Source organism: Pseudomonas sp. NPDC088885 (assembly GCF_044750025.1).
In the GTDB taxonomy this organism is placed as follows: domain Bacteria; phylum Pseudomonadota; class Gammaproteobacteria; order Pseudomonadales; family Pseudomonadaceae; genus Aquipseudomonas; species Aquipseudomonas rustica.
Map to the genome: position 1 here is coordinate 1 of NZ_JBIVJB010000053.1, position 24,751 is coordinate 24,751.

The window sequence follows — 24,751 nt, forward strand, 5'->3', positions numbered from 1 at the left end:
GATCGGCGGTGTGCTCGAGACCCTGCCCGCGCAGATGGCTTTCCTCTGCCCGAACGTCAACTCCTACCGTCGTTTCGGCGCACAGTTCTACGTGCCGAACTCGCCGTGCTGGGGTCTGGACAACCGCACCGTGGCGATTCGCGTACCGACCGGCTCGTCCGATGCCGTACGTATCGAACACCGCGTGGCCGGCGCCGACGCCAACCCGTACCTGCTGATGGCTTCGGTACTGGCCGGCGTGCACCACGGTCTGACCAACAAGATCGAACCGGGCGCGCCTGTCGAAGGCAACAGCTACGAGCAGAACGAGCAAAGCCTGCCGAACAACTTGCGCGATGCCTTGCGTGAGCTGGACGACAGCGAGGTGATGGCCAAGTACATCGATCCGAAGTACATCGATATCTTCGTCGCCTGCAAGGAAAGCGAGCTGGAGGAGTTCGAACACTCCATCTCCGACCTTGAGTACAACTGGTATCTGCATACCGTTTAAGCGGTTGTAGCACCAAAAAGAACGCCGTCGGCTGATTCAGCCAACGGCGTTTTTTTATGGCGCGCAGAATTGCGAATGATGGCCGCCTGCGGCGGTTCGGGAGCAAGCCCCCTCCCACAGGGATCCGCCTGTGTGCACAAAATTTCATCTCACTGGAGATCCATTGTGGGAGGGGGCTTGCTCCCAAAGGCGTACTGGCAGACAACACGGAACCCGGCTCGTACAATGCCCGCTGCCCCGCAGGAGACTTTCATGACGCGTCCCGCCCCCGTTCGCAAACCCCGTGCCCGCAGTCAGGCGCGCATCGATTCGATACTCGACGCCGCGCGCACGTTGCTGGCCGCCGAGGGCGTGGCGAGTCTGTCGATCTACAGCGTCGCCGAACGCGCGCAGATTCCGCCCTCCTCCGTGTACCACTTTTTCGCCAGCGTACCGGCCTTGCTCGAAGCGCTGACGGCGGATGTGCACGCGGCATTTCGCGCCTGCCTGCAAGCGCCGATCGATCACGAAGCGCTGCGCGACTGGCGCGATCTGTCGCGGTTGGTCGAGCAACGGATGCTGGAGATCTACGACGAAGACGCCGCCGCACGCCAGTTGATTCTCGCCCAGCACGGCTTGACCGAAGTGACCCAGGCAGACCGGCAGCACGACATTGAACTCGGCGACCTGATGCACAAGCTGTTCAATCATCACTTCGAGTTGCCGAGGCTGCCGGAGGATGTTGATGTGTTTGCCTTGGCGATGGAGTTGGGCGACCGGGTGTATGCGCGCTCGGTGCAGCAGCATGGGCAGATCACCCCGCGCATGGCCGAGGAAGGGATGCGCGTGTTTGATGCCTATATCGGCCTGTATTTGCCACCTTATCTGCCCAAGCGCTGAGCCGTGATCGTTCCCACGCTCTGCGTGGGAATGCAGCCCGTGACGCTCCGCGTCACTGGACGCGGAGCGTCCCTAGAGGCATTCCCACGCGGAGCGTGGGAACGATCACAAAAAACCCCGAAGGGCTCACGCCGTTCAGGGTTGTTTTTTACTCACTAGCTTACAACTTGGCGATCGACACCTCGGTGGATTTCACAAAGGCGATCACTTCGCTGCCCACCACCAGTTCCAGCTCCTTGACCGAACGGGTGGTGATCACCGAAGTGACGATGCCCGAAGCGGTTTGCACGTCGATTTCCGACAGCACGTCGCCGAGGACGATTTCCTTGATCGAGCCTTTGAACTGGTTGCGCACGTTGATGGCTTTAATAGTCATGATATTTCTCCTGAGGTCGAAATAAGCGGCAAGTGGCAAGCTTCAAGCGGCAAGCAAAAGCACATCGCGTCTACCTGTAGCTTGTAGCTTGAAGCTCGCAGCTGCTTCATTGCGCCCAACGCAATTGCGTAGGCAGTGGTGAAACAGGTTCCGGCGCCGGCGGTTCGCCGGGCAGGGACAAAACTCGGTTGAGCACTTCGGTTTCCAGCGCGGCCAGTCGGTGCGAACCGCGTACCCGTGGGCGCGGCAGTTCGACGTGCAGGTCAAGGCCGACTTCGCCGTCCTCGATCAGAATCACCCGGTCGGCAATCGCCACCGCTTCGCTGACGTCGTGGGTCACCAGCAACACCGTGAAGCCGTGTTGCTGCCAGAGACGTTCGATCAGTTGCTGCATTTCAATGCGGGTCAGCGCGTCCAGTGCGCCGAGCGGTTCGTCGAGCAGCAGCAGCCGTGGCTGATGGATCAGCGCCCGGGCCAGCGCAACGCGCTGCTTCTGTCCGCCAGACAAAGCCGCCGGCCACTCATTGGCGCGATCGGCCAGGCCCACCGCGTCCAGTGCTTCAAGAGCCTTCGGGCGCCAGTTGCCTTTAAGCCCGAGACCAACGTTGTCGATGATCTTTTTCCACGGCAGCAGACGCGCTTCCTGGAACATCAATCGGGTGTCTTCCCGCGCATCGCTGAGCGGCGCAGAACCGGCGAGCAAGTCGCCGCCAGTCGGTTGATCGAGGCCGGCGAGCAAGCGCAGCAAGGTGCTTTTGCCGCAGCCACTGCGTCCGACCACCGCGACGAATTGCCCCGCCGGAATGTGCAGATCGATGTCACGCAGCACCTGCCGCGCGCCGAAGGTTTTCTGCAGGTTGCGCACCGCCAGCGGAATCCCGCGCAGCAGGCGTGGAGGTTGTTGAGCGGTCATGCTGCACCTCCTTTGGCAACCTGATACGCCGGATGCCAGCGCAACCACACACGTTCAAGTCCACGAGCCGCGAGGTCGGCGAGTTTGCCGAGCACCGCGTAAAGCAGGATCGCCAGCACCACCACGTCGGTCTGCAAAAACTCCCGGGCATTCATTGCCAGGTAGCCGATGCCGGAGCTGGCGGAAATGGTTTCGGCGACGATCAGCGTCAGCCACATAAAGCCCAGTGCGAAGCGCACACCGACCAGGATCGAAGGCAGCGCGCCCGGCAGAATCACCTGCCAGAACAGGCTGAAACCGGACAGGCCATAACTGCGCGCCATCTCCACCAGCGCCGGATCAACATTGCGGATGCCGTGATAAGTGTTGAGGTAGATCGGGAACAACGTGCCCAACGCCACCAGAAAAATCTTCGCCGACTCGTCGATGCCGAACCACAGGATCACCAGCGGAATCAGCGCCAAGTGCGGCACGTTACGGATCATCTGCACCGAGCTGTCGAGCAGGCGTTCGCCCCATTTCGACAGTCCGGTAATGAAGCCCAAGACCAGACCGATGCTGCCGCCGATGGTGAAACCGAGGGCCGCGCGCCAGCCGCTGATCGCCAGGTGCGTCCAGATTTCGCCGCTGCGCACCAGGCTCACGCCGGCTTCGATTACCGCCACTGGTGCCGGCAGAATCCGTGTCGACAACCAACCGGCCGACACCGACAACTGCCACACCGCCAGCAACAACACCGGCAACGCCCAGGGCGCGAGGCTGTGGATGATTTTCTTCATGGCGCGCCTCAGCTCTGCGACGCGGCTTTGGGAAGAATGTCGTTGGCGACCATCTCGCCGAACGGGCTGACGTAACCGGCGCTTTTCGGCAGTTCCGGACGCTCGATGTCGAGGTGCGGGAACAGCAGTTCAGCGACGCGATACGACTCTTCGAGGTGTGGATAACCGGAGAAGATGAAGGTGTCGATACCCAGATCGGCGTATTCCTTCACGCGCGCGGCCACGGTCGGGCCATCGCCAACCAGCGCCGTACCGGCACCGCCGCGCACCAGACCAACACCGGCCCACAGATTCGGGCTGACTTCGAGGTTGTCGCGGCTGCCGCCGTGCAGGGCGGCCATGCGTTGCTGGCCGACCGAATCGAAACGCGCCAGCGAAGCTTGAGCGCGAGCGATGGTGTCGTCGTCCAGGTGCGAGATCAGACGATCCGCCGCTTGCCACGCTTCTGCGTTAGTTTCACGGACGATCACGTGCAGACGAATGCCGAAGCGCACGGTGCGGCCGAGTTTGGCGGCTTTGGCGCGAACTTGGGCGATCTTCTCGGCGACGGCTGCTGGCGGCTCGCCCCAGGTCAGCACCATTTCCACTTGTTCAGCGGCCAGATCTTGCGCGGCTTCCGAAGAACCACCGAAGTACAGCGGCGGACGCGGTTGCTGGATCGGCGGATAGAGCAACTTCGCGCCTTTCACGCTGATGTGCTCGCCGTCGTAATCAACGGTTTCGCCTTCCAGCACTCGGCGCCAGATGCGGGTGAATTCCACCGAGGCTTGATAGCGTTCTTCGTGGCTGAGGAACAGACCGTCGCCGGCCAATTCTTCTGGGTCACCGCCGGTTACCAGGTTGAACAGCGCACGGCCGCCGGACAGACGATCCAGCGTCGCTGCCTGCCGCGCCGCGACCGTCGGGGAAATGATCCCGGGGCGCAGCGCAACAAGAAACTTCAGACGTTGGGTCACCGGGATCAGCGACGCCGCCACCAGCCACGAGTCTTCGCAAGAGCGGCCGGTCGGAATCAGCACGCCGCCGAAACCCAGACGATCCGCCGCTTGCGCGACCTGTTGCAGATAACCGTGGTCGACGGCGCGAGCGCCTTCGGCGGTGCCAAGGTAATGGCCGTCACCGTGGGTAGGCAGGAACCAGAAGATATTGAGGCTCATGGAGTGGTCTCCTTGGGGATTCGAATTACAGCGCTTTGGCCACAGCGGCCGGTGGTGTCCAGATCACATCCTTGATGCTCAGCGGCTTCGGAATCAGCTTGAGCTGGTAGAACGTGTCAGCGATCTTTTGCTGCGCAGCGACCACTTCCGGGGTCAGGAACAGCGCGCCGTAGCCCTGGCGTTTCACCGAGGTCAGGGTGATGTCTGCCGGCAGGCCGAGCAGTGGCGCGAGTTGCTGGGTCACGTCTTCAGGGTTGGCTTTCGACCATTCGCCGACGGCACGCACTTCCTCAACGAGGGCTTTGATCACCTCAGGATTTTTCTGTGCGTAAGGCTTGGTGGCGAGATAGAACTGGTGGTTGTCGACGATGCCTTTGCCGTCGCGCAGGGTGTGCGCTTGCAGTTGTTTCTCGGCGGCAGCCTGGTACGGATCCCAGATGACCCAAGCATCGACGCTGCCACGTTCGAAGGCAGCGCGGGCGTCGGCCGGCGGCAGGAACACGGTTTGAATGTCGGTGTATTTGAGACCGGCGTCTTCCAGCGCACGCACCAGCAGGTAGTGGACGTTGGAGCCTTTGTTCAGCACGACTTTCTTGCCCTTGAGATCGGCCACCGATTTGATCGGCGAGTCTTTCGGCACAAGGATCGCTTCGCTGTTGGGCGCTGGCGGTTCGTAGGCAACGTAGAGCAGATCAGCGCCAGCAGCCTGAGCGAACACCGGTGGAGTTTCGCCAGTAACACCGAAGTCGATCGAGCCGACGTTCAGGCCCTCCAGTAGCTGCGGGCCGCCGGGGAATTCAGTCCATTGCACGTCGACGCCTTGAGCGGCCAGACGTTTTTCCAGCGTGCCTTTGGCTTTGAGCAGCACTAGCGTGCCGTACTTCTGATAACCGATCCGAAGAGTCTCGGCTTGAGCTTGAGTGATGGCGCCGAAGGTGACAGCCGCAGCAAACAGAGCGACCAGACCACGACGCAAAAATACAGTGCGCATAGCGCTCTCCTTTTTGCTGTTGGGTTTTGGCTGCACCTGCTTAACCGTTAGCGGCTGAGTAAGGTGAAGTACATCAAATGCGGGTGAGGCTTAAATGCTCCAGCGAGCACTCAACAAACGTTGGTTCAACAAGCCCGGTTCCAGCGGTTTCGGGCGGCGGGCCATGGCGCCGACAAACTGATCTAGCGCTTCATGCAGACGCTGCTCCAGCGCCGGTGCCAGTTGCGCGGCAGCACTGCCTTCGCCGTAAGCAATCTGGCTGTCCTCGGCGAAAATCCCCTGGAGCATTTCCTGGGCTTTCAGCGCCGACAACACAGGCTTGAGCGCGTAATCGACCACCAGCATGTGGGCGATGCTGCCGCCGGTGGCCATTGGCAAAACAATCTTGTGATTCAGGGCACGCTCTGGGAGCAGATCCAGCAGCGTCTTCAACGCGCCAGAGAAAGACGCTTTGTAAACCGGTGTGGCGATCAACAGGCCGTCGGCGTTTTCAATCTGTTGCAGCAGGTCGAGCACCTTCGGGCTGTCGAAGCGGGCATGGAGCAAATCTTCGGCCGGGAAATCCCGAATCTGATAACTCACCACTTCCACGCCTTGCTGCTGCAACCAACGTTGCGAGCGCTCCAGTAGCACCCCGGAACGGGAGCGCAGGCTGGGACTGCCACCGAGTGAGACAACCAGCATTGAGACGATTCCTTAAGCGTTACAGGCGATTCGCGGGTTGCGATCTCGCTTCGATGGGAGTGACCTTACCAGCTGATTTATATATCCATAAATCATATTTATTCATTTGGTTATGCGTTTTGGAGATATGCGGATTGCTTTGTTTCGGACGAAAAAAAAGGCCGTCGAAACGGCCTGAAATCCCCTGCTTAGTGGTTCCGTGGTGACTGGACTAACGCCTTCGCGAGCAGGCTCGCTCCCACATTTGGAATGCGATCACCTGTGGGAGCGAGCCTGCTCGCGAAAGCGGTGGTGGCTACACCGCAAATCTCACTTGTTCGGCTGTGGCGTCAGGCGCAGATACGGCTTAACAGCCCGATAGCCCTTAGGAAAGCGCTGCTTGATCTCTTCCTCGTCCTTCAACGAAGGCACGATCACTACCTCATCACCGTCCTGCCAGTTGGCCGGCGTGGCCACTTTGTAGTTGTCGGTGAGTTGCAGCGAATCGATCACCCGCAGAATCTCGTGGAAGTTGCGCCCGGTGCTCGCCGGGTAGGTGATGGTCAGGCGAATCTTTTTGTTCGGATCGATCACGAACAGCGAACGTACGGTCAACGTGTCGTTGGCGTTCGGGTGGATCAGGTCATACAAATCCGAGACCTTGCGATCGGCATCGGCCAGGATCGGAAAGTTGACGAGGGTGTTCTGGGTTTCGTTGATGTCTTCGATCCACTTGTGGTGCGAGTCCACCGGGTCGACCGACAGCGCGATGGCTTTGACGCCGCGCTTGCTGAATTCATCTTTGAGTTTGGCGGTGAAGCCAAGCTCAGTGGTGCACACCGGCGTGAAGTCCGCCGGGTGGGAGAACAGCACGCCCCAGCTATTGCCCAGCCACTCGTGAAAACGAATCTTGCCGGCACTGGAATCCTGTTCGAAGTCGGGGGCGATGTCGCCGAGTCTGAGGCTCATGGTGCTGCTCCTGATGAGTTGTTGGAGACCTCAACTGTAGCTCGGGATTTGCCATCATGAAAAAGAATAAATAATCAGATATCTAGATCATAAGTGAATATTAAACATCTGTTCACTGGACGCTGAACGGCATCCCGACGAACATCGGTCGCAAGGTTCGAGAAGGCCTTGAGTTGCAGTAAAGAGGGAAATTCGGGGAGGGCTTACGGGGGTGGGCCTGACTCGAAAACGCAAAAGCCCCGTCCGGCGCGATGCCGGACGGGGCTTTTTTTACTTCAGATACTTGAAAACGCTATTACAGCAGCGGCAGCGAGTAGCTGAGGATCAGACGGTTTTCGTCCTGATCGCGCTGACCGGCGATGTCGTTGCGCCACGAAGCGTTTTTCCACATGAAGCCCACGTTCTTCAACGGGCCTTCCGGGATCACGTACGCAACGGTCAAATCGCGTTCCCACTCGGAAGCGCCGTTCGAGGTTTGAACGCGACCGGCGTTGTAGGTATCGATGTTGTCGCCACGCAGGTAAACCATGCCAGCGGTCAAGCCAGGCACGCCCACTTTGGCGAAGTCATAGGAGTAGCGTGCTTGCCAGGTGCGCTCGCCGGCACGGCCGAACTTCTGGATTTGCATGTCGGTGATGGTGTAGTTCGACGAACCGTCGCCCTGGTTCAGCCAAGGGAAGTCGCTGCTGCCGTTGCTGACCTGATAGCCACCACCGAAGGTGTGACCGGCAACGGTGTACAGGAACAAGCCGCTGTACAGGTTGTTGTCGACTTTACCGCGACCGTTGGCGAAACCAGCGTAGCTACCGGTGCTGTAGTAAGCAGGCGTGTCGCCGTTGGCGCCGTCATCGGAGCTGTTGAAGTAACGCAGATCGGACTTCAGCACGCCCGGGCCGATTGCCCAGTTGTGAACCAGACCCAGGAAGTGTTGCTTGTAGAAATCTTCCAGGTTGCCGTAGTAGTACTGGGCAGTCAGGTCTTTGGTGATTTTGTAGTCACCACCGGCGTAGATGAACTTGTTGCTGTCGCGACCGCTGACGGTTGGGCTGTTAGCGCCACCAATCGACAGTTGCTCGTTGTTGCTGGAGTTACGACCTTTCACGGCTTCGATCTGACCACCGACCAGGGTCAGGTCTTTGATGTCTCCGGAAGTGATCTGGCCACCCTGCCAGGTTTGTGGCAGCAGACGACCGTCGTTGGTCACGATGACCGGCAGTTTTGGCTGCAGGGTGCCCAATTTCAGTTCGGTCTGGGAGATCTTGGCTTTGGCAGTCAGGCCCAGGCTCGAGTAGTTATCAACTGCTTCGCCGTTGGACTTGCTCGGGAACACAGTGCCGCCGTAAGAGGTAGCAGTAGCGCCGTTAGTGCCGCCGCCCGAATCCAGCTTGATGCCCAGCAGGCCGATGGCGTCGATACCGAAGCCGACGGTGCCTTGGGTGTAACCGGAGATGAAACGCAGATCGAAGCCTTGGCCCCATTCTTCGTTCTTGCTCTGAGCGCCAGCGGCTTTGGTGCCGGAGTCACGGTTATCGGTGTTGATGTAGAAGTTACGCAGCCCCAGTGTGGCCTTGCTGTCTTCGATGAAACCGGCGGCGCCTGCCTGCTGCGCCATAACCCCTACGGCCACAGCCAGGGCCAAGGTGGACTTGTTCATGTATAGCTCCTCTCGTTTCTAATTTTTGTGTTCCTGGCCCGGGGTCTGATGCCCTGGATCCTAAGATGCGCGATTAGCGCCAGACCGTGACTGACAAGTCAATCGTAACCTCGTGTGTCTACGACCAAGGTCTAATCGCAGTGATTTGGTCCCTGCACAGTACTGATTTCCTGATAACCCCAAAAAGAATTATTTCATTCTTTTTAATACCATTCGAGTATATGGCCCATTAATGGCCACCTGCAGCGGGATACAGGATATCGGCTACTAAGCTCATTCCTAAATGGTATTTGTTAGCCTTTTTTTAGATCGATTAGCTTTGACGTATTCAAATCACGTCAAACCCTATCCAAAAGGCGACGCCATCATGGCCAAACGCGCACTATCGAGTCAATTTGTTACAGTTTGTGTATCGGCAATATTTTCTTTTTCCGCACAGGCAGCCAACCTCACCGTTGGCTACCAAACCGGTATCGATCCGAGCAAAGTCCCGCAGGCTGACGGCGTCTACGAGAAAACCATTGGCGAGAAGATCGACTGGCGTCGCTTCAACAGCGGCCCGGAAGTTGTGACAGCCATTGCTTCGGGCGACGTGCAGATCGGCAATCTCGGTTCCAGCCCGTTGGCGGCGGCGGCCTCGCGTAATCTGCCGATCGTGGCGTTCATTGTTTCGGCACAGATCAACGCCGCCGAAGCACTGGTGGTGCGCAATGGCAGCGGCATCAATACCCCGCAGGATCTGGTCGGCAAGACCATCGCCACACCCTTCGTTTCCACCTCGCATTACAGCCTGCTCGGTGCCCTGAAGCATTGGGGCCTCGACGCTTCGAAAGTCAAAGTGGTGAACCTGCAACCGGCAGAAATCGCCGCGGCGTGGAAGCGTGGCGATATTGATGGCGCGTTTGTCTGGTCGCCGGCGCTGGGTGAAATCCGCAAGACCGGCAAGACCTTGACCGATGCTGCGCAAGTTGGCCAGTGGGGCGCGCCGACCTTTGAAGTGTGGGTCGCACGCAAGGACTTTGCCGAGAAGCACCCGGACGTCGTGGCCAAATTCGCCAAGGTCACACTGGACTCGTTTGCTGATTACGCGGCGCACAAAGACAGCTGGACGGCTGACTCGGTGCCTGTGCAAAAAATCGCCAAACTGACCGGTGCCAATGCCGCCGACGTGCCTGAATTGCTCGCCGATTCCGCATTCCCGGATGCCAAGGCACAACAAACCACGGCGCTGCTGGACGGCGGCACGGCGAAGGCGATTGGCGAGACGGCGAAGTTTTTGAAGGAACAGGGCAAAGTTGAGACGGTGCTGCCGGATTATTCGCCGTACGTGAGCGCGAAGTTCATCACCGAGTAATTGATCGTTCCCACGCCGATCGCTGATCGTTCCCACGCTCCGCGTGGGAATTCAGCCCGGGACGCTCCGCGTCCCATCGAAAGCCGAACGCGGAGCGTCCGTTGAGGCATTCCCACGCAGAGCGTGGGAACGATCGATGAACCGGGTCAGAGGGTTTTTTCGAAGATCTTCGAGTTGCGCTGGTAGTTGTACAGCGACGCCCGTGCCGCTGGCAGGCGCTCGACGCTGCTTGGCTCGAAGCCGCGTTCGCGGAACCAGTGCGCGGTGCGCGTGGTAAGCACGAACAACGTTTTCAAGCCCTGCGCCCGCGCACGTGTCTCGATGCGCTCCAGCAACTCATCGCCGCGACGACCGTGGCGATATTCCGGGTTCACTGCCAGGCACGCCAGTTCACCGGCATCCGATTCGGCAATCTGATACAGCGCCGCACAGGCGATGATCATGCCTTCACGTTCGACCACGCTGAACTGCTCGATTTCGCGCTCCAGCACTTCGCGCGAACGACGCACCAGAATCCCCTGCTCTTCCAGCGGACTGATCAAGTCGAGCAAACCGCCGACATCTTCAATCGCCGCTTCGCGCACCAATTCAAATTGCTCTTGCGCGACCAGCGTACCGCCACCGTCACGGGTAAACAGTTCGGTCAGCAGCGCACCGTCTTCCACGTAACTGACGATATGGCTACGCGCGACACCGCCACGGCACGCTTCGGCAGCGGCATCAAGCAGTTCCGCCTGATAGTTGCTGCCCAGACGCTGCAAATGCGCCGGCACTTGTTGCGGGCGCAGTTCGCGCACCAGTTTGCCGTTTTCGTCGATCAGGCCGAGGTCGGCGCCGAACAGCAGCAGCTTATCGGCACCCAGATCAATGGCGGCGCGGGTAGCGACGTCTTCGCAGGCGAGGTTGAAGATTTCACCGGTCGGCGAGTAGCCCAGCGGCGACAGCAGCACGATCGAACGCTCATCCAGCAGGCGATTGATGCCCTTGCGGTCGACCCGGCGCACTTCGCCGGTGTGGTGATAGTCGACGCCCTCAAGCACGCCAATCGGCCGCGCGGTCACGAGGTTGCCGCTGGCCACGCGCAGACGCGAGCCCTGCATCGGCGACGAGGCCATGTCCATCGACAACCGCGCTTCAATGGCAATGCGCAACTGACCGACCGCGTCGATCACACACTCCAGCGTCGCGGCATCGGTGATGCGCATGCCGTGATGGTAATGCGGGGTCAGGCCGCGCGCGGCGAGGCGGGTTTCAATCTGCGGGCGCGAACCATGCACCAGCACCAGCCGCACGCCAAGGCTGTGCAGCAAGACCAGGTCGTGGACGATGTTGCCGAAATTCGGATGCTCCACGCCGTCGCCGGGCAGCATGACGACGAAAGTGCAATCGCGGTGGGCATTGATGTAAGGGGACGCGTGACGAAGCCAATTAACGTATTCGGGCATGAACCTGGGCCTGTAATAAATAGCAGCCGGAAAAAGGGCGAAACGGAAAACGCACAGCGGGCTGATGGTTATCGTCGGAACAGGCTTGGCGACACGCGCGCTCTCCTCATGAATACGGGTTCAATTCCCACAAATTTAACAACTACCCCCCTGTAGGAGCTGCCGCAGGCTGCGATCTTTTGATCCTGAAACCAACATCAAAAGATCGCAGCCTTCGGCAGCTCCTACAAGGAATGCGCTCAATGCTTCAGGCAGTAATGTTCAATCAGTTGCCGTAATAGATGCACGGTAGGCTGCAAACGTGACATTTCAAGGTACTCGCCGGGCTGATGCGCGCAGGCAATGTCGCCGGGGCCGAGGACGATGGTTTCGCAGCCGAGGCGCTGAAGATAAGGCGCTTCGGTGCCGAACGCTACTGCTTCGGCGCTGTGACCGGTGAGCTTTTCGGCGATGCGCACCAGTTCGGCGTCTGCATCCTGCTCGAACGGCGGCACTTCCGGGAACAACGGTTTGTAATCAATCTTCACCTGATGCCGCTCGGCGACCGGGTTGAGCTTGCGCAGAATCTCCGCGCGCAGCACCTTCGGATCCATGCCCGGCAGCGGCCGCAGGTCGAACTCCAGCGAACACTGGCCGCAAATCCGGTTGGGATTATCGCCGCCATGAATGCAACCGAAGTTCATCGTCGGCTGCGGCACGCTGAACTGCGGGTTGTTGAATTCACGCTGCCACAACAGGCGCAGACCGCGCAGTTCGCCGATCGCATCGTGCATCGCCTCAAGAGCGCTGTGGCCCAGGCGCGGATCCGACGAATGGCCGCTCTGCCCGAGAATGTCGATGCGCTCCATCATGATGCCTTTGTGCATGCGGATCGGCTTGAGCCCGGTCGGCTCGCCGATCACCGCCGCACGCCCCAGCGGACGCCCGGCCTCGGCCAGCGCGCGGGCGCCGGACATCGAGCTTTCTTCATCGCAGGTGGCGAGGATCAACAGCGGTTGCTTGAACGGTTGATCGAGCAGCGGCAACACCGCTTCGATGATCAGCGCGAAAAAGCCCTTCATGTCGCAACTGCCGAGGCCGACCCAGCGGCCATCGACTTCGGTCAATTTCAGCGGATCGGTCTGCCACAACGCATCGTCGTACGGCACCGTGTCGCTGTGCCCGGCCAGCACCAGCCCGCCGGGGCCGCTGCCGAAACTGGCGAGCAGGTTGAATTTGCCGGGGCTGACTTGCTGGATATCGCAGCTGAAACCCAGATCACCCAGCCAGCCGGCAAGCAAATCGATCACCGCGCGGTTGGACTGATCAAGGTTCGGTTGGGTACAGCTGACCGACGGCGCGGCGATCAGCGTCGCGAACTGGTCTTGCATGGACGGCAAAGGCATCGCTGACTCCAACTCCCGATTTGAAGTCCATCATAGAACCATCCGGCGTCAGGAATAAACCGCCGCAGGGCGTAGGACGAATCAGTCCTGTACACTGCACGGCCTTGGCAGCCACATATTCCCCGGCTGCGCTCCCGATCCTGGATTTTCCGGCCATGCAGAAAGAAACCGAAATCAAACTCCGCGTCAGCCGCGAAACCCTCGCCGCCCTGCGCGAGCACCCGTTACTGAAAAAACGCAACAAAAGTGGCTGGGAACGCCGTGAGTTGATGAACCAGTACTTCGACACCCCCGAGCGCGATCTGGCTCAGGCCAAAGTCGCCCTGCGCCTGCGCAAGGACGGTGACGAAGTGATTCAGACCCTCAAGACCCGTGGCCAGAGCGTCGCCGGCCTGTCCGAGCGTAATGAATACGACTGGAAGTTGCCGAAAGCCAAACTCGACGTGAAGAAACTCGACGGCGAATGCTGGCCCGAGTCGCTGGCCGAGCTGGACAAGAAAACCCTCAAGCCGATCTTCACCACCGATTTCGTCCGCGAGCGCGCCGAAATCGCCTGGGGCCGTGGCAAGAGCAAAGTGGTTATCGAAGCCGCGCTGGATCTCGGTCACGTTGTAGTCGGCAAGCAGAAAGAAGAAATCTGCGAACTGGAACTGGAACTGCGCGAAGGCGAGCCTGCTGCGCTGCTGGAACTGGCCGCTGAACTGGCCGCTACCCTCGCGCTGATGCCGTGCGACATCAGCAAGGCTGAGCGCGGTTATCGTCTGTACGACGCCAACAGCTACTCGCTGAGCCTGCCGGCGCCAGAGCTGACCGCGGAAACCCAGCTCGACGACGCCTTTGCCGCGCTGAGCTGGCACTTGCTCGGCAGCAGCCAGCGTCTGGCTGAACAGTACCGTTTCAACGGCCACTGGCGCCTGCTGCTCGACTGGGTCGAGAACCTCGCGGAAATGCGCGCCCTGCTCAGCAGCCTCGGCCAGGCCGCACCGCGTCAGTCGACCCACGACTTGCGCGTTGCTCTGGATGCATTGCTGGAAGACTGGCGCCCGCTGGTGCAGGCCGGTATCGAAGACGAAGACGTGCGCAAAGCCGCGCCGGAGCAGTTCCTCGAAGAACTCGAAGACCCACGCTGGGGCTTGTTCTCGCTGAACACTTCGCGCTGGTTGCTGGCTCGCACCTGGACCGCCGAGCGTAACGTGCGTGGTAATCGTCAGGGCGGCGCGCAGTTGCACAGCTGGCTGCCGCGTACCTTGGGTGAAGAAGCGACGGCCCTGCAATTGCAGCGTTATCAGCAGCAGCCGGAAGATCTGGCTGAACAACTGCCGCGTATCGAGCGCATTCAGGTCTGGCTGCACCACGCACGCAACGTGCTGGAGATCCCGGAAATGGATCGCCTGTACGGCGAACTGAACAAACTGGCACAACTGGCCAACGAGCCGACGATCACTGACGAACTGCTTGATGCACGCAAGCAGCAGGCGATTGCGGTTTACCAGAATCGTGCGTGGAAAATGCTGCTGCGCATGTAACACCGCTAAAAGATCGCAGCCTTGATCGTTCCCACGCTCCGCGTGGGAATGCAGCCCGGGATGCTCCGCGTCCCAAAGCGGACGCAGAGCGTCCATTGAGGCATTCCCACGCAGAGCGTGGGAACGATCAGTTATCCCCTGGCCACAGAGGTTATTCGCACTAAACCGGGAGGCTGGTGGTGGATTTGATCTCCGACAGCGCCACAATCGAATTCACTTCCTGAATCCCCGGTACCAGCGACAACTTCTCGAAGAAGAACCGCTCATACGCCTCAATGTCCGCCGCGACGATCCGCAACAAAAAATCCACCGCGCCCATCAGCACATAACACTCCAGCACCTCCGGAAAGCCGCGAATCGCTTCGGTGAATTCGGTGAAGTTCGAACGCCCGTGCGCGTTGAGTTTGATCTCGGCGAAGATCTGCGTGTTCAGGCCAATCTTCTTGCGATCAAGCAAGGTCACCTGGCCACGAATGATGCCCTCCTCCTTCATCCGCTGAATCCGCCGCCAGCACGGCGATTGCGAGAGGCCGACCTGCTCGGCGATCTGCGCGCTCGACAGTGAAGCGTCCTCTTGCAGAAGGGCGAGAATCTTGCGGTCGTAGCTGTCCAGCTCACTGTGCATAGAAAAACCTCTAATCAACTGCCTTGCGAATTGGTCCATTCGATCAATCGCCAATAACGCCGATCATAGCCAAGAAATACCCCGCACCGAATGTAAAAATTCCTCCAGAGAATTTGGAGACTCGTCATGCCGCACCTCGAAGCCGTCACCACCACGCCCACCCGCGCCGATGTCTGGAACGTCAGCAACGCCCATTGCCTGGCGCAATATCAAATCCTCGCCGAAGCCGAGCCGGATTTGCTGGTGCGGGTGCTGAATCTGTTCGCCCTGCAATTCCTCACGCCCGAGCAGGTCAATGTGCAGCGCATGGACGATCTGATGTCGATCGACATCGTCATGGGCGGACTCAGTTGGCATCGCGCGCAAGTGATCGCGGAAAAACTTCGTAACCTGATCAGCGTCTGCTCGGTGGATCTGGAAAACGCCGACAACGCTTGGGATGCGCCTGCACAAGCGGCCGGCTGACAAATCCGGCAACGGCTTCGTCGGGTAGTGGCCCAACGGTCTGCCCGGCCACGACTATCCTTTTGCGCACTGTCGTTTAAAAGGAAGCCCGCATGTCCGTTCAATTCGCCACTCAGGACCGCTGGCTGGAACTCAATGATGTGCTGCGTGAACTGGTCGCCCAAGGCTTTATCTGCCAGGACGCGGCGGAGCAGGCGCTGAATGCGCGCCGCCGTCACGCCGCAAATGGCCAGATGCACCCGCTGGAATTTATCGCCAGCCAGCAACTCGACGACCTCAGCCGTCCGGGCAAACACCTCGACCTGGAAAGCCTGACTTTGTGGCTGGCGCAGCAGGCCGGCCAGGCGTATTTGCGCATCGATCCGCTGAAGATCAACGTCGCCGCGATCACGCCGTTGATGTCTTACGCCTTCGCGCAACGGCACAAAATTCTCGCCGTAGCGGTCGACCGTGATGCGGTGACTGTCGCCAGCGCACAGCCTTACGTGACTGGTTGGGAAGCCGATCTGACTCACGTGCTGAAACTGCCGATCAAACGGGTGGTGGCCAACCCGGCGGACATCCAGCGCTTCAGCGTCGAGTTTTTCCGGCTGGCAAAATCGGTCAGCGGCGCCAGCAATGCCGATGCGCAGAGCGGCAACCTCGGCAACTTCGAACAACTGCTCAACCTCGGCGCCAGCGATCAGGAGCCGGACGCCAACGACGCGCACATCGTCAACATCGTCGACTGGTTGTTCCAGTACGCCTTTCAGCAGCGCGCCAGCGATATCCACATCGAACCCCGGCGCGAACAAGGCACGGTGCGTTTTCGCATCGACGGCGTGCTGCACAATGTCTATCAATTTCCGCCGCAGGTGACCATGGCGATCGTCAGTCGCCTGAAAAGCCTCGGGCGGATGAACGTCGCCGAAAAACGCAAACCGCAGGACGGCCGGGTCAAGACCAAGACCCCGGAGGGCGGCGAAGTTGAGTTACGCCTGTCGACGCTGCCCACCGCGTTCGGCGAGAAAATGGTCATGCGGATTTTTGATCCGGAAGTGCTGCTCAAGGATTTCGATCTACTGGGTTTCAGCGCCGACGATCTGCGGCGTTGGCAGGACATGACCCGTCAGCCCAACGGCATCATCCTGGTCACCGGGCCGACCGGTTCGGGCAAGACCACCACGCTGTACACCACGCTGAAAAAACTCGCGACGCCGGAAGTGAACCTCTGCACCATCGAAGACCCGATCGAAATGGTCGAGCCAGCGTTCAATCAGATGCAGGTGCAGCACAACATCGACCTGAGCTTCGCCGCCGGGGTGCGTGCGCTGATGCGACAAGACCCGGACATCATCATGATCGGCGAGATCCGCGATCTGGAAACCGCCGAAATGGCGATTCAGGCAGCGCTTACCGGGCACTTGGTGCTGTCGACCCTGCACACCAACGACGCACCCAGCGCGATCAGCCGTCTGCTCGAACTCGGCGTGCCGCATTATCTGATCAAAGCCACCGTGCTCGGCGTTATGGCCCAGCGTCTGGTGCGCACGCTGTGCCCGCACTGCAAGGCACCGCAGACGCTGGAGGAAGAAGACTGGCAAACCCTGACCCGCCCGTGGCAAGCGCCGCTGCCGGGCAATGCGCAACGGGCGATCGGTTGTGTGGAGTGCCGCGACACCGGTTATCACGGCCGCGCCGGGGTTTACGAAATCATGCAACTGAGCGACAGCCTCAAAACGTTTATCACCCCGGACACCGATCTGGCGGCGATTCGACGTCAGGCGTTCAAGGAAGGCATGCGCAGCTTGCGTCTGTCCGGCGCGCAGAAAGTCGCGGCGGGGCTGACCACGATTGAGGAAGTGTTGCGGGTCACGCCGCAGAGTGAGCTCAAGTAGGCCCATAGGGAACTGGATTGGGGGTTGGCAATCCAACGCCCTAGTTAACCCCCAGGAGTCACCTCATCATGCGTCTCAAACTTGCTGTCGCCACCTTGGCCCTGCTGTCCCTTCCCGTTGGTTCGGCCATGGCGGACAGCTTTTGGCGTAACGTCATTTCGTCCGGTGCGACCACCGGTTCGACCTACCTGACCTTCAAGGATCACAAACTGATCATCGCCGCCCAGGACGATGCCGGCAGCTTCGTCGCCAGCGACGGCGGCATTCGCGGGCCATACCTGGAAGCCGCGATGCAGAAAGTACGCGCCGACAACCCGGGCCTGCAGGCCACGGACATGGAATTGGCGAATGCGATTCTGGCGAAAAACGCCGTGGCTTCTGAGTAAGCCAAAAGCAAAAGATCGCAGCCTTCGGCAGCTCCTACAGGGAAATGCATTCCAAAGTAGGAGCTGCCGAAGGATGCGATCTTTTGATCTTCAGCGGTAATTGTCTGCTAACACTTGTGTGAAGTGCCGCTCAAACGGGCGGCATTTTTTTGCCCGGATTTCCGCTCAACGCCTAACCCCTGTGGGAGCGAGCCTGCTCGCGAAAGCTTTCTTTCACCCAATATTTTCGGTGACTGAACCTCCGCTTTCGCGAGCAGGCTCGCTCCCACAGGGGAAGGTGTGCTTGCCGGGAAATCAGCGGTAATCGTCCACCGGCACGCACGCGCAATACAGGTTGCGATCGCCGTAAACGTTGTCCACCCGATTCACCGCTGGCCAATACTTGTGCGCCTTGGTGTGCGCATCCGGGGTGATGCCCTGCTCAATGCTATAGGGCCGCTCCCATACGCCGGTGACATCCGCCAAGGTATGCGGCGCGCGTTTCAGCGGGTTGTCTTCTGCCGGCCAGTTACCGTTTTGCACCTCGGTGATTTCCGCTCGAATGCTCAGCATCGCGCCAATAAACCGATCCAGCTCAGCCTTCGACTCGCTCTCGGTCGGCTCGACCATCAACGTTCCCGGCACCGGGAAAGACATGGTCGGTGCATGGAAACCGTAATCCATCAATCGTTTGGCAACGTCCTCTTCACTGATCCCGGTCTGCGCCTTCAGCGGCCGTAAATCCAAAATACATTCATGCGCCACCCGCCCGTTACGCCCTGTGTACAACACCGGAAACGCGCCGGATAAATGCTGCGCCAGGTAATTCGCCGCAAGAATCGCTACTTCACTGGCGTCCGCCAGTTGTGGGCCCATCATGGCGATGTACATCCAGCTGATCGGCAAAATACTCGCGCTGCCCCACGGCGCGGCACTGACCGCGCCGTTCTGCGCCAGCGGCCCGTCGATTGGCACCACCGGGTGATTGGCAACGAACGGCGCCAAGTGCGCACGAATCCCGATCGGCCCCATGCCGGGCCCACCGCCGCCATGAGGAATGCAGAAGGTCTTGTGCAAATTCATGTGCGAGACGTCGGCACCAATGTCCGCCGGCCGCGCCAGCCCGACCTGCGCGTTCAGATTGGCGCCGTCCATGTACACCTGACCGCCGTGTTGGTGGATCACTTCGCAGATTTCGCTGATGCCCTCCTCGTACACGCCATGGGTCGACGGATACGTCGCCATCAAGCACGCCAACTTATCCCCAGCCTCAGCGGCTTTGGCTTTCAAATCTTCCAGATCAACGTTGCCCTCCGCGTCGCACTCGACGATCACCACGCGCATCCCGGCCATCTGCGCCGACGCCGGGTTGGTGCCGTGGGCTGACGAAGGAATCAGACAAATATCCCGAGCGCCCTGTTGCCGGCTCTCGTGATATTTGCGAATCGCCAGCAGCCCGGCGTATTCGCCCTGCGCACCCGAGTTGGGCTGCATGCAGATCGCATCGAAACCGGTGATCGCGCAGAGCCAGCGCTCCAGCTCCTCGATCATCAGCGTGTAACCGACGGCTTGCTCGCGCGGCACGAACGGATGCAGGTTGGCGAATTGCGGCCAGGTGATCGGGATCATCTCGCTGGTGGCGTTGAGTTTCATGGTGCAGGAGCCCAGCGGGATCATCGACTGGTTGAGCGCCAGATCCTTGTTCTCCAGTTGTTTGAGGTAGCGCAGCATCTCGGTTTCGCTGTGGTGCGCGTTGAAGACCGGATGGCGCAGGTACGGCGTTGTGCGCTGAAGGTTTTCCGGGATGCCCGAGGTCAGCGCCTCGGCGTCGAGATCGTCGACGCTCAAGCCGTGATCAGCCCCGAGCAAGACATCGAACAGTTTCGCCACGGTCGTTTCATCGCAGGTCTCGTCAAGGCTCAGCCCGACGCGGCCACGGCCAAGAATCCTCAGATTGATCTGCGCAGTCTGAGCGCTTTGAATAATCGCGGTTTGTGCGCCACCAACGTCGAGCGTCAGCGTGTCGAAAAACTGCGCGTTCAGGCGTTTCAGCCCATGCCGTTCAAGCCCTGCCGCCAGAATGCAGGTGAGCCGGTGAACCCGCTGAGCGATGCGTTTCAGACCTTCCGGGCCGTGATACACCGCGTAGAAACTGGCGATATTCGCCAACAGCACCTGCGCTGTGCAGATGTTCGAGTTGGCCTTCTCGCGGCGGATATGTTGCTCGCGGGTTTGCAGGGCCATGCGCAATGCGACGTTGCCCCGGGCGTCTTTCGACACACCGATGATCCGCCCGGGAATCGCCCGTTTATATTCCTCACGACTGGCAAAAAATGCCGCGTGCGGGCCGCCATAACCCATCGGTACGCCGAATCGCTGCGATGAACCAAACACCACATCGGCGCCCAACTCACCCGGCGGGGTCAGCAACAGCAAACTCAACAAATCCGTGGCGACGCAGGCCAGCGCTTGCTGCGCGTGCAAGTGATCAATCAATGGACGCAGATCGCGCACTTCGCCGTGGGTGTCGGGATATTGCAGCAGCGCACCGAAGACCTGGTGCTGCTTCAAGTTATCCACAGCGTCGATGATCAGCTCAAAGCCGAAGCCCTCGGCGCGGGTCTGCACCACGGAAATGGTCTGCGGATGACAGTTCTCATCGACGAAAAACAGATTGCTCTTCGACTTCGCTACACGCTTGGCCAAGGCCATGGCTTCAGCCGCCGCCGTGGCTTCATCGAGCAGCGAGGCGTTGGCCAATTCGAGGCCGGTGAGGTCGATGGTCAGTTGCTGGAAATTCAGCAGCGCTTCGAGCCGGCCTTGGGCGATCTCCGGTTGATACGGCGTGTACGCGGTGTACCAACCGGGATTTTCCAGCACGTTGCGCAAGATGACGGTCGGCGTCAGGGTGCCGTGGTAGCCCATGCCGATCAGGCTGCTCCAGACCTGATTCTGCTCGGCATAACCGCGCAGTTTGGCCAGCGCCGCTTGTTCGTCCAGCGCCGGCGGCAGATCGAGTGCGCGATTGAAGCGGATGCCGGGCGGCACAGTCTGTTCGATCAGTTCGGCGCGACTGCCGAGGCCGAGGCTGTCGAGCATCGCTTGTTGCTCGGCGGCATCCGGGCCGAGGTGACGGCGCAAAAAAGCATCGGGATCGCGTAACTGGCTCAAGGACGGCAACTGGGACATGACGGGCTCTCTCTTGGCTGGCGCTCGGCGTCAATGCAACACGGTCAAACCAGCATAGCAGCCGATGTGGCAACCCATTTTCAGTGCACCGCGTACCCCTGTAGGAGTGAGCCTGCTCGCGATAGCGTTCTTTCAGACACCTTAAGGCTGACTGACCCACCGCTATCGCGAGCAGGCTCACTCCTACAGGGGATTTGTATCGCCCATGAAAAAGCCCCGACAAGTCGGGGCTTTGGGTATTGCTTAATGCTTACTCGCCGATAGCAGCCTTGTAAGCGCCGGCATCCAGCAGCTTGTCCAGCTCAGCCGCGTCGGTTGGCTTGATCTTGAAGATCCACGCGCCGTACGGGTCGGAGTTCAGCAGTTCAGGCGAACCACCCAGCTCTTCGTTGACGGCAATCACCTCACCACCGATCGGCGCGTAGATGTCGGAAGCGGCTTTCACCGACTCAACCACACCGGCCTGATCTTGTGCAGCGAAGACTTTGCCGACTTCAGTCAGCTCGACGAACACCACATCACCCAGCGCTTCCTGCGCGTGATCGCTGATGCCCACAGTGACGGTGCCGTCGGCTTCCAGACGGGCCCATTCATGACTTTCGGCAAAACGCAGGTCGGCAGGGATATCGCTCATCTTCGGTGTCCTCGAGAAATTGTCAGCGGTCGTGCCCGCCGGAAAAGGTTAGATCAAAGTTTTGCCATGGCGGACGAAGGTCGGTTTGACCACGCGTACCGGGTACCACTTGCCACGGATTTCCACTTCGGCGCGGTCGGCGGTTGCCATCGGAACACGCGCCAGGGCAATCGATTTGCTTAGCGTAGGGGAGAAACTACCACTGGTGATCTCTCCTTCGCCAACATCGGCGATACGAACCACTTGATGAGCGCGCAAAACGCCGCGTTCTTCCAGCACCAGACCGACCAGTTTGTGCGCCACGCCAGCGGCTTTTTCCGCCTCCAGGGCGGCGCGGCCGATGAACTGGCGCGAGGCCGGTTCCCAGGCGATGCTCCATGCCATGTTCGAGGCCAGCGGCGAAACGTCCTGATCGATGTCCTGACCGTAGAGGTTCATCCCGGCTTCAACGCGCAAGGTGTCGCGAGCGCCGAGGCCGATCGGGGAAATGCCGGCGCCAACCAGATCGTTGAAGAAACCCGGAGCCTGATTGGCTGGCAGGACGATTTCCAGACCGTCTTCACCGGTGTAACCGGTGCGCGCGATGAACCAGTCGCCGTCGGTATAGCCTTCGAAGGGTTTGAGGTGCTGGATCAGCGTGGCGCGGGATTGGGTCACCAGCTCGGCAATCTTGTGCCGGGCTTGCGGGCCTTGAATGGCCAGCATCGCCATCTCGGAACGCTCATGCAGTTGCACGTCGTAGCCGGAAAGTTGCGCGTTCATCCACGCCAGATCCTGATCGCGGGTGGACGCGTTGACCACCAGACGATAACCCTCGTCGAGGCGGTAGACGATCATGTCGTCGACGATGCCGCCACGCTCGTTGAGCATGGTGCTGTACAACGCACGGCCGGGGCGGTGCAGGCGTTCGACGTCATTGGCCAGCAAATGCTGAAGCCAGGCCTTGGCCTGGTTGCCGGTGACATCGATCACGGTCATATGGGATACATCGAACACCCCGCAATCGCGGCGCACCTCGTGGTGCTCCTCGACCTGCGAGCCGTAATGCAGTGGCATGTCCCAACCGCCAAAATCGACCATCTTCGCGCCGAGGGCGAGATGCAGGTCATACAGAGGCGTACGCTGTCCCATGGGTTTCTCCTTCCGGGCGTGGCGAAGGTGCGGACAGCCGCTGCACGGGCGAAAGCCTTGAAATAGAAGGCTCTCAGCCGATTCCAGCGAACGGGTCTGTCAGACGAACCGCACCGAATGCCGCGCATTGTAGCCGCATGATTCAGGACTCACTACTAAGTGTTTCGATGCGCCGAGCGGCGAATCAGGCCGATGACCGGCAACAGTCCGACCAAAACCAGGGTCAGCGCCGGCAACGACGCCCGTGCCCATTCGCCTTCGCTGGTCATTTCAAAGATGCGCACGGCCAGCGTGTCCCAGCCAAACGGGCGCATCAGCAGGGTTGCGGGCATTTCCTTGAGCACATCGACGAACACCAGCAGCGCGGCGCTCAACGTGCCGGGCAGCAACAACGGCAGATACACTTTGAAAAACAGTCGTGGCCCACTGACACCGAGGCTACGTGCCGCTTCGGGCAAAGACGGCCGTATACGCGCCAGACTGTTTTCCAGTGGGCCGTAAGCGACCGCAATAAAGCGCACCAGATACGCCATCAACAACGCCGCGAGACTGCCGAGCAGCAACGGTTTGCCCGCGCCACCGAGCCAGCCGGAGAGCGGGATCACCAATTCGCGATCGAGATAACTGAAGGCCAACATGATCGACACCGCCAGCACCGAACCCGGCAAGGCGTAACCGAGATTGGCCAGACCCACGCCGGAGTTGATCGCCGGCGTCGGCGCCAAGCGCCGGGCGAAGGCCAGCAGCAAGGCGACGCTGACGGTGATCAGCGCCGCCATGCCGCCCAGATAGAGGGTGTGCAGGATCAGCCCGGCGTAGCGCTCATCCAGATCGAAACGCCCGCGCTGCCAGAACCAGACCATCAGTTGCAGCATTGGAATCACGAAGGCGCAGGCGAACACCAGTCCGCACCAGCTCATCGCCGCGAGGGCTTTGAATCCGCGCAGGTGATACAGCGCTTTCACCCGAGGCCGCTCGTTGCTCGCGCGGTCGGCGCCGCGCGCACGACGTTCGCCGTACAGCACCAGCATCACCACCAGCAGCAACAGGCTGGCCAGTTGCGCCGCACTCGACAGGCTGAAGAAGCCGTACCAGGTTTTGTAGATCGCGGTGGTGAAGGTGTCGAAGTTGAACACCGACACCGCACCGAAATCGGCGAGGGTTTCCATCAGCGCCAGCGCCACACCGGCACCAATCGCCGGCCGCGCCATCGGCAACGCTACGCGCCAGAAGGCTTGCCACGGCGATTGGCCGAGCACCCGCGCGGCTTCCATCAAGCCTTTGCCCTGCGCGAGAAACGCGGTGCGCGCCAGCAGGTAAACGTACGGGTAGAAAACCAGCACCAGCACGATAATCACCCCGCCGGTGGAGCGCACGCGGGGTAGGCGCAGGCCTGTGCCGAACCATTCGCGCAGCAGGGTTTGCACCGGGCCGGCGAAGTCGAGCAGGCCGACGAAGACGAAGGCCAGCACGTACGCGGGAATGGCGAACGGCAGCATCAGCGCCCAGTCGAGCCAGCGCCGACCGGGGAATTCGCAGAGGCTGGTGAGCCACGCCAGGCTGACGCCGAGCAGGGTCACGCCGACACCGACGCCGAGTACTAGTGTCAGCGTGTTGCCGAGCAGGCGCGGCATCTGGGTTTGCCACAGGTGCGACCAGATCTGTTGATCGATGGTCTGCCAGGAGAGCAGCAGAACACTCAGGGGCAACAGCACCAACGCGGCAATGGCGAAGACGATGGGGTACCAGCGGCGTTGGGCGGGGTGGGCCAAGGAAACAGTCTCGCTCAAATGATTGTGCCCACGCTCTGCGTGGGCACACATCCTGTGACGCTCCGCGTCACGCTTTCGGTGATTCGACGCAGAGCGTCGGGGGCTGCATTCC

Annotated in this window: 21 protein-coding genes and 1 pseudogene; 7 read left to right on the forward strand and 15 right to left on the reverse strand. The window is 60.3% G+C overall.

Annotation, left to right across the window (positions count from 1 at the left end; translation table 11 throughout):
• Positions 1 to 490: pseudogene (locus tag ACIP1X_RS18995) on the forward strand (glutamine synthetase); the annotation flags it as partial.
• 252 nt (positions 491 to 742) lie between these two features.
• Complete coding sequence (locus ACIP1X_RS19000; RefSeq protein WP_159811925.1) at positions 743 to 1,369, forward strand: TetR/AcrR family transcriptional regulator; 627 nt, start codon at positions 743 to 745, stop codon at positions 1,367 to 1,369.
• 160 nt (positions 1,370 to 1,529) lie between these two features.
• On the opposite strand, the gene ACIP1X_RS19005 is transcribed toward ACIP1X_RS19000, so the two are convergent.
• From ACIP1X_RS19005 to ACIP1X_RS19040, 8 genes are all read right to left on the reverse strand, one after another.
• Entirely contained in the window at positions 1,530 to 1,745 is a 216-nt protein-coding gene (locus tag ACIP1X_RS19005) for a molybdopterin-binding protein (protein ID WP_003229256.1), read from the reverse strand.
• A 106-nt stretch (positions 1,746 to 1,851) separates the two neighbouring features.
• The gene (gene ssuB, locus ACIP1X_RS19010) at positions 1,852 to 2,658 is read right to left on the reverse strand and encodes an aliphatic sulfonates ABC transporter ATP-binding protein (RefSeq protein ID WP_007913838.1); all 807 of its coding nucleotides are present in this window, start codon (positions 2,656 to 2,658) and stop codon (positions 1,852 to 1,854) included.
• The gene (gene ssuC / locus ACIP1X_RS19015) at positions 2,655 to 3,437 is read right to left on the reverse strand and encodes an aliphatic sulfonate ABC transporter permease SsuC (protein WP_003229260.1); all 783 of its coding nucleotides are present in this window, start codon (positions 3,435 to 3,437) and stop codon (positions 2,655 to 2,657) included. Before ssuC ends, ssuB begins: the two co-directional genes overlap by 4 nt.
• A gap of 8 nt (positions 3,438 to 3,445) precedes the next feature.
• Positions 3,446 to 4,594, reverse strand: a complete 1,149-nt coding sequence (ssuD, locus tag ACIP1X_RS19020; RefSeq protein ID WP_008085337.1) for an FMNH2-dependent alkanesulfonate monooxygenase — start codon at positions 4,592 to 4,594, stop codon at positions 3,446 to 3,448.
• A 25-nt stretch (positions 4,595 to 4,619) separates the two neighbouring features.
• Positions 4,620 to 5,585 (reverse strand): sulfonate ABC transporter substrate-binding protein, encoded by a 966-nt coding sequence (locus tag ACIP1X_RS19025; RefSeq protein WP_400754242.1) that lies wholly within the window; start codon positions 5,583 to 5,585, stop codon positions 4,620 to 4,622.
• 90 nt (positions 5,586 to 5,675) lie between these two features.
• A complete protein-coding gene (gene ssuE, locus ACIP1X_RS19030) occupies positions 5,676 to 6,269 on the reverse strand; it encodes an NADPH-dependent FMN reductase (RefSeq protein ID WP_400754245.1) in 594 nt (197 codons plus the stop codon).
• Between the two features lie 309 nt (positions 6,270 to 6,578).
• Positions 6,579 to 7,217: a peroxiredoxin gene (locus tag ACIP1X_RS19035; RefSeq protein ID WP_400754248.1), complete on the reverse strand. Its 639-nt coding sequence runs from the start codon at positions 7,215 to 7,217 to the stop codon at positions 6,579 to 6,581.
• 295 nt (positions 7,218 to 7,512) lie between these two features.
• Positions 7,513 to 8,871: an OprD family porin gene (locus ACIP1X_RS19040; RefSeq protein WP_282356565.1), complete on the reverse strand. Its 1,359-nt coding sequence runs from the start codon at positions 8,869 to 8,871 to the stop codon at positions 7,513 to 7,515.
• Positions 8,872 to 9,238: 367 nt separating this feature from the next.
• Between ACIP1X_RS19040 and tauA the strand changes: the two genes are divergently transcribed.
• Complete coding sequence (gene tauA / locus ACIP1X_RS19045; protein ID WP_400754250.1) at positions 9,239 to 10,225, forward strand: taurine ABC transporter substrate-binding protein; 987 nt, start codon at positions 9,239 to 9,241, stop codon at positions 10,223 to 10,225.
• Between the two features lie 146 nt (positions 10,226 to 10,371).
• Here tauA and argA read toward each other — a convergent pair whose 3' ends face one another.
• Together argA and argE are read right to left on the reverse strand one after the other, a co-directional pair.
• The gene (gene argA, locus ACIP1X_RS19050) at positions 10,372 to 11,670 is read right to left on the reverse strand and encodes an amino-acid N-acetyltransferase (protein WP_053124855.1); all 1,299 of its coding nucleotides are present in this window, start codon (positions 11,668 to 11,670) and stop codon (positions 10,372 to 10,374) included.
• A gap of 239 nt (positions 11,671 to 11,909) precedes the next feature.
• On the reverse strand, positions 11,910 to 13,055 hold the full coding sequence (gene argE, locus ACIP1X_RS19055; protein WP_400754253.1) for an acetylornithine deacetylase: 1,146 nt from the start codon (positions 13,053 to 13,055) through the stop codon (positions 11,910 to 11,912).
• A gap of 155 nt (positions 13,056 to 13,210) precedes the next feature.
• Here argE and ACIP1X_RS19060 point away from each other — a divergent pair, with 155 nt between their 5' ends.
• The gene (locus ACIP1X_RS19060; RefSeq protein WP_400754255.1) at positions 13,211 to 14,581 is read left to right on the forward strand and encodes an inorganic triphosphatase; all 1,371 of its coding nucleotides are present in this window, start codon (positions 13,211 to 13,213) and stop codon (positions 14,579 to 14,581) included.
• Positions 14,582 to 14,741: 160 nt separating this feature from the next.
• Here the strand turns inward: ACIP1X_RS19060 and ACIP1X_RS19065 are convergent, their stop codons facing one another.
• On the reverse strand, positions 14,742 to 15,206 hold the full coding sequence (locus ACIP1X_RS19065) for an Lrp/AsnC family transcriptional regulator (RefSeq protein ID WP_016983809.1): 465 nt from the start codon (positions 15,204 to 15,206) through the stop codon (positions 14,742 to 14,744).
• A 126-nt stretch (positions 15,207 to 15,332) separates the two neighbouring features.
• On the opposite strand from ACIP1X_RS19065, the gene ACIP1X_RS19070 reads away from it, so the two are divergent.
• The 3 genes from ACIP1X_RS19070 to ACIP1X_RS19080 all read left to right on the forward strand — a co-directional run bounded on the left by ACIP1X_RS19070 (position 15,333) and on the right by ACIP1X_RS19080 (position 17,934).
• On the forward strand, positions 15,333 to 15,671 hold the full coding sequence (locus ACIP1X_RS19070) for a hypothetical protein (RefSeq protein WP_400754257.1): 339 nt from the start codon (positions 15,333 to 15,335) through the stop codon (positions 15,669 to 15,671).
• 92 nt (positions 15,672 to 15,763) lie between these two features.
• Positions 15,764 to 17,548 carry a GspE/PulE family protein gene (locus ACIP1X_RS19075; RefSeq protein ID WP_400754259.1) on the forward strand — a complete coding sequence of 595 codons (1,785 nt, stop codon included), beginning with the start codon at positions 15,764 to 15,766 and terminating at the stop codon, positions 17,546 to 17,548.
• 65 nt (positions 17,549 to 17,613) lie between these two features.
• Entirely contained in the window at positions 17,614 to 17,934 is a 321-nt protein-coding gene (locus tag ACIP1X_RS19080; protein WP_171057234.1) for a DUF2388 domain-containing protein, read from the forward strand.
• Positions 17,935 to 18,228: 294 nt separating this feature from the next.
• Here ACIP1X_RS19080 and gcvP read toward each other — a convergent pair whose 3' ends face one another.
• The 4 genes from gcvP to ACIP1X_RS19100 form a co-directional block, all read right to left on the reverse strand.
• Entirely contained in the window at positions 18,229 to 21,102 is a 2,874-nt protein-coding gene (gene gcvP / locus ACIP1X_RS19085; protein ID WP_400754262.1) for an aminomethyl-transferring glycine dehydrogenase, read from the reverse strand.
• A 250-nt stretch (positions 21,103 to 21,352) separates the two neighbouring features.
• The gene (gene gcvH, locus ACIP1X_RS19090) at positions 21,353 to 21,736 is read right to left on the reverse strand and encodes a glycine cleavage system protein GcvH (RefSeq protein WP_053124868.1); all 384 of its coding nucleotides are present in this window, start codon (positions 21,734 to 21,736) and stop codon (positions 21,353 to 21,355) included.
• Between the two features lie 48 nt (positions 21,737 to 21,784).
• Positions 21,785 to 22,867 (reverse strand): glycine cleavage system aminomethyltransferase GcvT, encoded by a 1,083-nt coding sequence (gcvT, locus tag ACIP1X_RS19095; protein ID WP_053124871.1) that lies wholly within the window; start codon positions 22,865 to 22,867, stop codon positions 21,785 to 21,787.
• Between the two features lie 155 nt (positions 22,868 to 23,022).
• Positions 23,023 to 24,639 (reverse strand): ABC transporter permease, encoded by a 1,617-nt coding sequence (locus ACIP1X_RS19100; protein ID WP_400754264.1) that lies wholly within the window; start codon positions 24,637 to 24,639, stop codon positions 23,023 to 23,025.
• Positions 24,640 to 24,751: the final 112 nt, after the last annotated feature.

Excerpts from the sequence above, each read along its gene's own strand:
- ACIP1X_RS19000 (WP_159811925.1), top strand. The coding sequence starts at position 743 with ATGACGCGTCCCGCCCCCGTTCGCAAACCCCGTGCCCGCAGTCAGGCG.
- ACIP1X_RS19005 (WP_003229256.1), bottom strand. The coding sequence starts at position 1,745 with ATGACTATTAAAGCCATCAACGTGCGCAACCAGTTCAAAGGCTCGATC.
- ssuB (WP_007913838.1), bottom strand. The coding sequence starts at position 2,658 with ATGACCGCTCAACAACCTCCACGCCTGCTGCGCGGGATTCCGCTGGCG.
- ssuC (WP_003229260.1), bottom strand. The coding sequence starts at position 3,437 with ATGAAGAAAATCATCCACAGCCTCGCGCCCTGGGCGTTGCCGGTGTTG.
- ssuD (WP_008085337.1), bottom strand. The coding sequence starts at position 4,594 with ATGAGCCTCAATATCTTCTGGTTCCTGCCTACCCACGGTGACGGCCAT.
- ACIP1X_RS19025 (WP_400754242.1), bottom strand. The coding sequence starts at position 5,585 with ATGCGCACTGTATTTTTGCGTCGTGGTCTGGTCGCTCTGTTTGCTGCG.
- ssuE (WP_400754245.1), bottom strand. The coding sequence starts at position 6,269 with ATGCTGGTTGTCTCACTCGGTGGCAGTCCCAGCCTGCGCTCCCGTTCC.
- ACIP1X_RS19035 (WP_400754248.1), bottom strand. The coding sequence starts at position 7,217 with ATGAGCCTCAGACTCGGCGACATCGCCCCCGACTTCGAACAGGATTCC.
- ACIP1X_RS19040 (WP_282356565.1), bottom strand. The coding sequence starts at position 8,871 with ATGAACAAGTCCACCTTGGCCCTGGCTGTGGCCGTAGGGGTTATGGCG.
- tauA (WP_400754250.1), top strand. The coding sequence starts at position 9,239 with ATGGCCAAACGCGCACTATCGAGTCAATTTGTTACAGTTTGTGTATCG.
- argA (WP_053124855.1), bottom strand. The coding sequence starts at position 11,670 with ATGCCCGAATACGTTAATTGGCTTCGTCACGCGTCCCCTTACATCAAT.
- argE (WP_400754253.1), bottom strand. The coding sequence starts at position 13,055 with ATGCCTTTGCCGTCCATGCAAGACCAGTTCGCGACGCTGATCGCCGCG.
- ACIP1X_RS19060 (WP_400754255.1), top strand. The coding sequence starts at position 13,211 with ATGCAGAAAGAAACCGAAATCAAACTCCGCGTCAGCCGCGAAACCCTC.
- ACIP1X_RS19065 (WP_016983809.1), bottom strand. The coding sequence starts at position 15,206 with ATGCACAGTGAGCTGGACAGCTACGACCGCAAGATTCTCGCCCTTCTG.
- ACIP1X_RS19070 (WP_400754257.1), top strand. The coding sequence starts at position 15,333 with ATGCCGCACCTCGAAGCCGTCACCACCACGCCCACCCGCGCCGATGTC.
- ACIP1X_RS19075 (WP_400754259.1), top strand. The coding sequence starts at position 15,764 with ATGTCCGTTCAATTCGCCACTCAGGACCGCTGGCTGGAACTCAATGAT.
- gcvP (WP_400754262.1), bottom strand. The coding sequence starts at position 21,102 with ATGTCCCAGTTGCCGTCCTTGAGCCAGTTACGCGATCCCGATGCTTTT.
- gcvH (WP_053124868.1), bottom strand. The coding sequence starts at position 21,736 with ATGAGCGATATCCCTGCCGACCTGCGTTTTGCCGAAAGTCATGAATGG.
- gcvT (WP_053124871.1), bottom strand. The coding sequence starts at position 22,867 with ATGGGACAGCGTACGCCTCTGTATGACCTGCATCTCGCCCTCGGCGCG.